General features: G+C 71.9%; 4 protein-coding genes. All 4 read left to right on the top strand.

The window, feature by feature from the left end:
- Positions 1-563: 563 nt before the first annotated feature.
- The 4 genes from mobF (at position 564) to OG764_RS41590 (ending at position 7,953) form a co-directional block, all read left to right on the top strand.
- The gene (gene mobF, locus OG764_RS41605) at positions 564-5,588 is read left to right on the top strand and encodes a MobF family relaxase (protein ID WP_328974010.1); all 5,025 of its coding nucleotides are present in this window, start codon (positions 564-566) and stop codon (positions 5,586-5,588) included.
- Between the two features lie 76 nt (positions 5,589-5,664).
- Positions 5,665-6,093, top strand: a complete 429-nt coding sequence (locus tag OG764_RS41600; protein WP_328974009.1) for a hypothetical protein — start codon at positions 5,665-5,667, stop codon at positions 6,091-6,093.
- Between the two features lie 127 nt (positions 6,094-6,220).
- Positions 6,221-6,865, top strand: coding sequence for a plasmid partition protein (locus OG764_RS41595; RefSeq protein ID WP_328974008.1), 645 nt, complete (start codon positions 6,221-6,223; stop codon positions 6,863-6,865).
- Positions 6,862-7,953, top strand: coding sequence for a hypothetical protein (locus OG764_RS41590; RefSeq protein WP_328974007.1), 1,092 nt, complete (start codon positions 6,862-6,864; stop codon positions 7,951-7,953). The genes OG764_RS41595 and OG764_RS41590 overlap by 4 nt, the downstream gene beginning before the upstream one ends.
- Positions 7,954-8,022 lie beyond the last annotated feature (69 nt).

The raw sequence follows: 8,022 nt of genomic DNA, 5'->3' as shown, positions 1-8,022 counted from the left end.
GTCACGGTCCGTGTCCGTCGCCCGGGGTGGTGGGGAAGCCAGGCCCGCCGCGCGAGCGCGCCGGCCGCGCGGCGTGGGGCGGGTTTCCCCGGCCCCGGAACCGGCCCTTGGTAACAGTCGACCCCCGCCGGGTGTCCCGGCGGGGGTCGAAGTCGTCGCCGCCGACCGTAGCGCACGGGCGCGGCGGGTGGCCAGTGCCGCCTCTTGGTTTGGCGCGGCGAGCCGCCGGTGGACGCTTCCGCAGCGCGAGCGCCGGAGCCAGTGCGGGCCGTGCCCGCCGACCGGAACATTTCGGTGCAGACCGTGCGCGTCACCGCGAGGGCCGAGGCCCGCCGATGCAGGCCGAATGCGACCCGGAAGGCCGCAGGACCGCCTCTCTCCGCCGCCGTAGCGACCCTTTTTGATCTTCCTCGGCCCCCGGACCCCGGACCTCTTCTCTTCCCTTGATCATCCGGACCACCTAACACACCGTAATTCCCCTGCTCACTACAACAACCCCCACACCTATGCATCACGATCCGATGGCTGTTGTTGATCTTGAAAACCGCCTACTCTGAGTCTCGATGTTGTCGATCAGTGCAGGCTCAGATCCCGGCTACCTGACCAAGACGGTCGGTGCCGGTGCCGAGCATTACTACCTGCGCTCGATCGAGCTGCAGGGGGAGCCGCCCGGTTTCTGGACCGGCGACGGCATCGCGGACCTTGGACTGTCGGGCGAGGTCGCCAACGACGTCTTCGAGGACCTGTACAGCGACTTCATCGACCCCCGGAAGCGGGACGAGATGTACGCCCGGCTGGCGTCGATCCCGCACCCCGAGGGCAGCGAGGAGTACGCCCAGGCGGAGAAGAAGATCCGCAAGGAGTGCCGTCTCGGCGACGCGCCGCGCAACTACGAGAAGGCGTACGAGAAGCGCCTGGAGAAGAACCTCGCCGCGGCCGAGGCCCGTACCCCGGGCGGGGTGCTGAGCCCCGAGCAGCTCAAGGCCATCGAGATCAGCACGCGCAAGGAAGCCCCCAGCGCGAAGCTGTACTACGACCTGACGTTCTCGGCTCCGAAGTCGTGGTCGGTGGCGCACGCCGCGCTGCAGGTCAAGGCCGCCGAGGCGCGCGAGGCCGGCGACCTGGAGACGGCCCAGAAGTTCAGCCGCCAGGCCGACCAGCTGTGGGACTGCTGGAAGGCGGGCGTGCAGGCCGGTCTGGAGCACATGCAGGACGAGGCCGGGTACACCCGTAAGGGCCACCACGGCGCGAGCAAGGACGGCCGCACCAGCGGCGAGTACGTCAAGGCCGACAAGTTCATCGTGGCCGCGTTCGCCCAGCACACGAGCAGGCAGGACGACCCGCAGCTGCACGTCCACGCCGCCGTGCTGAACAAGGTCCGCTGCGTGGACGTCGACCCGGTCACCGGCCGCGAGCGCGAGGTGTGGCGGGCACTGGACGGAACGGGCCTGTTCCGGCACAAGCAGGCCGCCGGGCACCTCGCCGAGCGCGTCGCCGAGCAGGAGCTGGAGCGCGTGATGGGCTGGCGGGTGCAGATGCGCCCGGACGGCAAGGCCCGCGAGATCGTCGGCGTGGACCAGGACCTGCGGGACTCGTTCAGCAGCCGGCGCACCGCCATCACCGCCGAGGTCGCCGAGGTCGCCAAGGCGTTCGAGGAGAAGTACGGCGTCGCCCCCTCCGCCTACACGCTGGCCCGGATCAGCGAGGACGTCAGCCTCCGGCAGCGCGCGGCCAAGAAGCACGACGCTGTGACCAGGGAAACCCTGCTCCAGCGCTGGGAGGCGTCGAGCCAGGCCCGCTTCCGCGAGTCGCTGGCCGACGTGCCCGAGCGGATCGCCGAAGAGTCCGCCATCCACGATCTGCACCGCCCCGCCAAGGAGTTCGACCCCGAGGTCATCCAGCGCCGCGCCATCGCCGCGGTGCAGGAGGCGAAGCCCACCTGGACGCGCCCTGACCTGCTGGTCGAGCTGAACCGGCAGCTCCCCGACACGCTGGGCGGACTGGAGCGCCAGCAGGTCCGCGACCTGCTCAACCAGCTGGCCGACGACGCGCTCTCCCCGACCGCCGACAACGGCGTGGTGCTCACCAAGGCGCCCGCCCTGGTCGAGGTCCCCGCCGAGCTGCAGCGCACCGACGGGACGTTCAAGTACGAGCCGAACCCCGACACCTTCGACCGGTACGCCACCGAGGAGGCCCTGCGCACCGAGGGCCGACTGGCCGAGTTCGCGGGCAAGCGCGGGGCGCCGACCGTGCCCAGCGAGCTGGTCGAGGAAGTCATCCAGCGCCGCGGGCTCAAGGGCCGCCAGGCCGACTTCGTCCGGGCCGCCGCCACCTCCGGCCGCAAGGTCGACCTGCTGGTCGGCCCGGCCGGCGCGGGCAAGAGCTACACGCTGGCCGCGCTGACCGAGGTGTGGGAGGCGCACGAGGGCCGCAAGGTCATCGGTCTGGCCAGCGGCCAGCGCGCCGCCGAGGTGCTGCGCGACGAGGGCGTGGAGAACGTCGCCAACATCGAGATGATGCTGATTGCCAACCGGTCGATCGCCGAGGGCCGCCCGATCGCGGACGCCGAGAAGTACCGCATCCCGGCGGGCGCCCTGGTCATCGTCGACGAGGCCGGTATGACCGACAACAGCGACATGGACCAGGTCCGGGCGCTCATCGAGGCCGCCGGCGCGAAGTGCGTCCCGGCCGGTGACCACCACCAGCTCACGGCCGTGGGCGCGGGCGGCATCTTCGCCCAGTGGGTCGAGGACGCACCCGGCGTGCACGTCCTGGACGAGGTCCGCCGCTTCCGCGACACCGACCCGGTCACCGGCGAGAAGGTCGTGCGCCAGTGGGAGGCCGACGCCTCCCTCCAGCTGCGCGAGGGCGACAGCGAGGCGCTGGCCGCCTACGAGCTGCACGGCCGGTGGCGCGGCGGGTCCGCCGAGGAGATGACCGAGCGCGCCTACCAGGCATGGCTGACCGACCACCTCGACGGCCGCAACCCGCTGCTCATCGCCCAGGACAACGCCCAGGTCGCCGAGCTGTCCGCCCGGGTCCGCGCCGACCTGGTGCGCGCGGGCAAGGTCTCCGAGGACGGCGTGGTGCTGCGTACCGGCCGCGAGGAGCACGGCATCGAGACCAAGGCCGGTGTCGGCGACCTGATCCAGCTGCGCCGCAACAACCGGAACATCACGGCCGAGAACGGCAGCTTCGCGGTCAACCGCACGGTGGCCGAGGTCACCGGGATCAGCGACAACGGGGCGCTGATGGTGAAGCTGGAGGACGGCTCCCAGATGCACCTCCCGGCCGGATACGTGAAGGAGCACGTCGAGCTGGCCTACGCCGCGACCGTCCACGGTGCGCAGGGCCGCACGGTCGGGGTCTGCCACTCCCTGGTCGATCCCAACTCGACCAACCGCGAGGCGCTGTACGTCATGCTCACCCGCGGCGAGATGGAGAACTTCGGGTACGTCATCACCCACCGGGACGGCGACGGGCTCAAGCAGGAGGAGATCCCCCACCACCTCGCCGTGCTGGACTCCACGCTGCAGCGCAGCGGGCTGGAGCTGACCGCGACGAAGACGATCGAGGCCGAGCTGGAGCGCCGCGAGCACCTCGCCGTGCTGGAGCCGGTGTGGTCGGGCGTGAAGGAGCAGGACGCCGAGAAGCGCTTCGGCAACGCCCTGCTGCAGGCCATCGGCACCGAGGACTACGAGCGGTGCGCGAGCAGCGAGGCGTTCGGCTCCCTGCTGCGGTTGGCCCGGCACGTCGAGGAGCAGGGATTCGACGCCGAGGACCTGCTGGTGCGCACCGCCCGCTCCCGCGAGCTGGAGACCGCCGACGACGTCGCCAAGGTGCTGCACGACCGGCTGAACAAGGCGTACAACCTGGTCGAGCGCGACCAGATCCGCGCCGAGGAGGCCGAGCAGCGTGCCGCCCTCGCCGAGCAGGAGCGCAAGGTCGAGGACGCGGTCGAGGCCGGGCAGGCGCCGGTCGACCCGGAGGAGCTGCAGCGCGCGGCCGAGGCCGCGCAGCAGAGCGACCCGCACGCCGAGCTGATGAAGCAGACCCTCGCCACCCAGGCCGGGGTCGAGACGCTGCACGCCGGCACCGACCCGGAGACGATCGAGCGCCAGGAGGCGGAGCTGGCCGCCGCGCTGCGGGCCGCCGAGGAGATGACGGACGCCGACGTCGAGCAGCTGGTCGACATCCCCGAGCCGGTCGAGGCCGAGGCGCACCCGCACTTCGAGGACCTGATGCGGCAGAACGAGGCGTTCGCACAGAACGTCGAGGTGCTGCACGCCGGTCAGGACCAGGAGGTCGCCCGGCGCCAGGCCGAGGAGCGCGAGGCCCGCTGGGAGGCGATGGACTCCTACACGGCCCGCACCCCGGACCTGGACGGCGACCTGGGCCGCTTCCTGCAGGAGTGGGCCGTCGAGATGGACGAGCGCACCGAGCGGCTGGGCCAGCGCGTCGCCGAGGAGCAGCCCGCGTGGGCCGTTGACCGGCTGGGCCCGGTGCCCGAGGACCCGACCGAGCGGGCCGACTGGGAGCGCCGCGCCGGCCGGGTCGAGCGCTACCGCGAGGCCCACGGCTACGACCACGACACCAACGCCATCGGCCAGGCCCCGCCGCAGGGTGCGGTCGAGGCCCGCGCAGACTGGGAGCGCGCGCGCCGTGCCCTGGGCATCGACGAGAAGGAAGCCGACATCGCCCGCGCGTCCGACGAGACGCTGCGGCAGATGATCGAGCGTGCCGAGCGCGAGGAAGAGTGGGCGCCGCCGTACGTCGCCGACGACATGCAGAAGGCGTTCACCGCCGAGCGCGACTTCAAGGACCAGGCCGTGCAGATGGAGCTGCGCGCCCAGGAGCAGGCGGAGAAGGAGGCCGCCGAGCACGAGGAGCGCGTCACCCAGGCCATGTACGAGGCGCAGACCGCGACCGGCTACAACGAGCACCAGGAGGCCCTCGCCCAGTCGATGGCGCTGCAGCAGGTGCCCACGCTGCAGGCCGAGATCGACCCCAGCGACCTGGTGAAGGAGACCCTCGACCGCGCCCAGACCAGCCGCGACATCGCCGAGACGATGGGCGACCGCGCGAGCCGGTACCAGGAGGTCCAGCAGGCCCGCGAGGCGTGGGTCGAGGAGACCCAGACCGTGCGGGACGAAGCCGACCTCGCCCGGACCGAGCTGGAGCGCCGCGCCCCGGAGCCCGAGATCGAGGAGCCCGAGGCCCCGGCCGCTCCCGCCGCCCCGGCCGCGCCGACGCAGTCCGTCGAGGAGCAGCTGATGGAGGCGATGGAGCAGGCCCGCCTCGCGCAGGAGATCCTGCAGCAGCGCGCCCAGGAGCGGGAGCAGGAAGCTGAGCGGCAGAAGGAGGCGGAGCGGCAGCAGCCGCAGGCCGAGGAGCTGGAGCGCGAGCGCCGCGACACCGGTCTCGGCGGGTACGGGACGGACTACGAACGGCTGGGCCAGGAGCTGGCACGGGCCGAGCGCGACGCCACCCCGGAGCCCGCGGCCCCCGAGCCGGAGCCCGTCGCAGTCCCGGCACCGGAGCCCCCGGCGCCGCCCGCGCCGGAGATCGACCTCGACGTCGACATGTAGCCGAAGGGCCAGCGGAGCAGCCGCTGGCCCTTCCTACTGCCTGCCCTCTGTCCGTGCCGCCCGCTACCGTGCCCTTATGGCTGACTACCCGACGATGTGGAACGGGCCGGGCGCCATGCCGCCGGCCGGAGGAACCGCGGCGCAGCAGACCGCCCCGCCGCCACCGACCGAGCCGCCCGCCGAGCCGGTGGTCGGCCGCCGCACCCTGGCCGAGGTCACCGCGCTGCTCGACAACATCGAGCACGCCGTGCGGACCGGCTACCAGCTGGAGGAGTTCCACGAAGGCGTACGGGCGACCTACCGGTGGGCCGTCGGCCAGGGCCCGAGCCCCATCACGGACCGCGCCGCCGGCATCCCCGACGCCCAGCAGCTGCGGGCCGAGGACGACGCCGCCGAGGGTGCGATGCGAGGCCCCCGCCGCCGGTACGCCAACGGCGCGCAGCACGCGGCGATGTGGCTGCGCGGCGCCACCCAGGACCAGCCCTGGGCACTGTGGGAGACCTGACCGGACCGCACACACGGACGAGCCCGCCCCCTCCCGGGGCGGGCTTTCGCGTATCAAGCGGGCGGTACAGGGGCGGAAGCGGGCGTCCGTGATGTGTTGATCTCAGCGCTGCCCATAGGCTCCCGACATGCTCATCGTGAATGCGAGTCCCAGAACCATGGGGAAGACGACGGACACCGCCTGGTTCGGGCACGCCCTCCAGGAGCACGGCTACGACGTCGAGGGGTTCGACGCCGACCACAGCCAGCAGTTCCGGGCCTGGTCACTGGCGGGGAAGTTCACCTTCCCGGTCCACCTCAACGCCAGCTCCCGCTTCCACGAGGAGGTCGAGCTTCCCGAGGGGAAGATCAGCCTCGCGGACTGCGGCCACAGCGAGAACCACCCGGCAGTCACCGACAGCCTGTTCAAGGTCGCCGACCTGGTGATCCTGCACATGTCGCCGACCCGCGCGGACTGGCTGCGCGTCGAGAAGCCGGTGGCAGACACCCCGTTCGGCGACATCGTGAAGCGCAGCTCAGTCTTCCGTCCGGACGGCAAACCGCCGACCACGTGGGTGCTGCTCAACCGGTGTTCCCCCAACAGCCCGCGCGACAAGGGCATGACGAAGTACTACGCCGAGCGCATGGAGCGCGCGAAGTGGAACGTCTTCGACACCGTCATCCCGAACGTGGGCCAGTACGCGCACAGCATGAACTTCCCGATCACCGGGGCGAAGGACTCGCACTTCGGTGACCTGGTCGTCGAGATGAAGGAGAAGGGGCTGCTGCCGTGAGCGCCAACTACAAGAAGCTCATGGAGGAAGAGGAGCGGGAGGAACGGGAGCGGGCGGAGCGCGAGGCCGCCGAGGCAGAGCCCGAGACCACCGACGAGCCCGCGGCTGCAGACGCCGCCGCAGTGGCCATCCCCTCGCCGGCCGGAGAGGTCGACACCTCGCCGCCGCCGGAGCCGTACCGCCCCCAGCCCTTCACCCCGGACCTGATCCCCGAGCCCATCGAGGTCGAGGCCGAGGGCGAGCTGACGCCCCAGGAGGTCGAGAACCTGGAGCACTGCGAAGCCGCGTTCGCCCACGGCAACCGGGCCGAGTGGATGAAGTGGAAGGCCGCGCACGCCATCCGTGCCCGGAACCTGCACCGGCAGGGCGGGCGGACGTGGGCGGACTACTGCCAGGACCGCTTCGGGGAGTCGGAGTCGGAGGTCAACCGGCGCATTCAGCAGTGGCCCCTGCTCAAGGCCATCACCGAGCAGCAGGACCGGCCCCGCGCGATCCCCGACTCCCACGTGCAGCAGCTGCTGCCGATGGTCGAGCAGCACGGCCAGGACGTGACCGCCCGCGCCTACGTCGCGCTGCGAGGGTGGGCCGCCGAGCGTCGCCACCGGGTCACGGCCACCGTGGTCGACGGCCTGGTCGAGCTGGCGCGGGGCGCTGAAGTCCCGGCGCTGACGACCTCGAACACCTTCCAGCTGGCGATCGAGGCGAAGCCGCAGCCGAAGGCGGGGCGGTCCAGGAAGAAGGAAGCCGCCCCGGTTGTGGTCGAGATGGCCCCGGCCGATGCCGAGGTCGCCGCCCAGGAGCAGCCGGAGCCCGAGGCCGGAGGTCACCCAAATTTGGGTGACTCGACGAACGGAGCCCCGGCCGGCGAGACGACGGCCGCCGACGGCGACGAGTCGGTGGTCGACGCCGAGATCGTGGACGACACACCCCCGCACCGGGCCGTCCAGACGCGTGACCTGCTGCAGGGGATGCTGGCCGGGGTCGAGTCGGGGGCGCTGCAGGACGCGCCGACCGAGACGTTGAAGGAGATCAGCACCGCCGCCCTGTCCCTCGCGTACGCGGTCGACGAGGTCCTCAAGGGCCGGTAGCGGTCGAGACCCGGGGCAACGCGGAGGGGGAGTCACCCAAATTTGGGTGACTCCCCCTCCGCGTTGGTG

Origin of the sequence: Streptomyces sp. NBC_00239 (genome assembly GCF_036194065.1) — a bacterium.
In the GTDB taxonomy this organism is placed as follows: Bacteria; Actinomycetota; Actinomycetes; order Streptomycetales; family Streptomycetaceae; genus Streptomyces.
Note: the sequence above shows the minus strand (reverse complement) of the source record. Positions and strands in the feature narration are given on the sequence as shown.

Bases quoted from the DNA above. Each gene is read 5' to 3' on its own strand.
- OG764_RS41600 (WP_328974009.1), top strand. From the start codon at position 5,665: ATGGCTGACTACCCGACGATGTGGAACGGGCCGGGCGCCATGCCGCCG.
- mobF (WP_328974010.1), top strand. From the start codon at position 564: ATGTTGTCGATCAGTGCAGGCTCAGATCCCGGCTACCTGACCAAGACG.
- OG764_RS41595 (WP_328974008.1), top strand. From the start codon at position 6,221: ATGCTCATCGTGAATGCGAGTCCCAGAACCATGGGGAAGACGACGGAC.